Origin of the sequence: Legionella sp. km772, assembly GCF_003989735.1 — a bacterium.
Lineage (GTDB): Bacteria > Pseudomonadota > Gammaproteobacteria > Legionellales > Legionellaceae > Legionella.
Genome location: NZ_RZGQ01000290.1, coordinates 1 through 2,141 on the forward strand (window position 1 = coordinate 1; position 2,141 = coordinate 2,141).

Below are 2,141 nucleotides of genomic sequence, written 5' to 3' on the forward strand. Positions count from 1 at the left end.
CTCTCCTGGCCTATGGACTTGTGGATAAGCCATTCTGAGAGTAAGGTGAATGAACTAACAAACCGGGAATAGCTCTTATTTTTCCTGAATTTTGTTCCAGATCCCCGGACCTAGCTAAATAGAATTCCTAAAAATGGTTAAAAAATTGGGTATTTTTACGGAATTATTTTTTCTCCTTTACTCAGTACACTGAATGCGCAGGATGTCTTTGTCAAAAAATCGATTACTTATTTACAAGGAGTTTTTATGAGGCGAGTAATATTTTTAGCATCTAGTGTACTCTTTTCTTCGGGTATTGGGGCTGCGCAATGGCAGGCAATTGATAGCAATAACTTCACAACTTATTTGCAGCCGGAAAAAGGGGGCTTTAAGCTTGGAGATAAGAACCAATTTAAATTAGAGAAAAAAATTGTTCTGTCCAATGGCGTCATTAAAAATAAATTTGTCCAATATTATCAAGGTATCCCGGTTTTTTCCTCCCAACTTAGCAGTACGGGCCTTAACAATGAAAATGTTTGGGGACGATTTTTAGCCGAGGTCGAGCAAGATTTGCCTAATATTAAGCCTACACTTAGCGCACAAGATGCCATTAGTTTAGCCAAGAGAGCCAAAACAATTAAGGCTTCCACTGGCGGAGAACAGGCAAACTTATACGTCATTTATGATAAAGCAACGAAACAAGCTAAGTTAATTTATTTGGTTTCGTTTATGCTGTATGAGGCTAACCCAAAACGGCCTTATTTTATCATCGATGCCCATTCGCAAAAAATAATTGACCAGTGGGATGGCTTAACGACTCGTGATGCCCAAGGCCCTGGCGGTAATGCCAAGACAGGAGCCTATTATTACGGGCGAGACTTTAGCCCATTGCAAGTAAGTGATAGCTGCGAAATGAAGACTGATAGGGTTGAAACTTATAATCTTAATGGCAGAACCAGCGGTGAGGTTTTATTTAAGTTTACTTGCCCGGAAAATACCTATAAGGCAATTAATGGTGCTTATTCTCCTTTAAATGATGCTCATTATTTCGGTAATATCGTGTTTGAGATGTATAAAAATTGGTATAACATCAGCCCTTTAACCACCAAACTTAAATTAAGAGTCCATTACGGTCAGAATTACGAAAATGCCTTTTGGGATGGGCAACAAATGACCTTTGGTGATGGCGGGAATTCTTTATATCCACTGACTAGTTTAGATGTAGTGGCCCATGAGGTAAGCCATGGCGTAACGGAACAAAATTCTAATTTAAATTATCAATATCAATCAGGTGCTATTAATGAGGCCTTTTCTGATATGGCTGGTGAAGTTGCTGAATATTATATGCAACATCAGCTGGGTAAAGAAAATGATTGGATGGTTGGTGCATCCATTCTAAAAGGTGGTGTAAATAATGCCATGCGTTATTTTGATAGGCCAAGCAAAGATGGTCGGTCGATTGAGAGTGCTAAAGATTATAATGATTCTTTAGACGTGCACTATACTTCTGGGGTCTATAATAAAGCCTTTTATACTCTAGCAACTAAAAATAATTGGGGTATTAGAAAAGCTTTTGAAGTGTTTCTAGTTGCAAACCAAGTGTATTGGACTGCTGATGCGAGCTTTGATTCTGCTGCTTGTGGGGTCGTAAAAGCTGCCAATGATTTAAATTATGAAACCAATGATGTTATCGCTAGTTTTAATGCGGTTAGCGTCAATGGCAATTGCATTAATCCTGACCCTAATCCAGACCCAGATCCTAAGGAGATTGAGCTCAAAAATGGTCAAATTATTAGTCCGTTGGCAATAACTCCTAATTCAGAGCGCCGCTTTATGATAAAGGTACCTAGTCTTCCTAGCTATCCTTATACTTATAAGTATCTGATTGTTCGCTTATTTAATGATGCTGGAACTACTAAAAATATAAGTGAATTATTTGTGCGTTATGATAATGAGAGCATTGTCAAACAAACCTTGGTAAGAACGGTAGGCAAAGAAGAGTTTTTCTATTTGCAACTTCCTTCTGCAGGTTATTACCATCTTTTAATTACTCATGTTACGCACATAAACTTGTAGTTTGACTAAAAAGCATTAGAATTCCGCCCTTAATTTTAGGGAGGGAATTAAATGGATATGCTTGATCTTTATAGTGATTATTTGAT

Annotated in this window: 1 protein-coding gene; it reads left to right on the plus strand. The window is 37.8% G+C overall.

The genetic code is table 11. The features are described from left to right. Window positions 1-246: 246 nt before the first annotated feature. Window positions 247-2,055 carry a M4 family metallopeptidase gene (locus ELY15_RS15310; RefSeq protein WP_127101558.1) on the plus strand — a complete coding sequence of 603 codons (1,809 nt, stop codon included), beginning with the start codon at window positions 247-249 and terminating at the stop codon, window positions 2,053-2,055. Window positions 2,056-2,141: the final 86 nt, after the last annotated feature.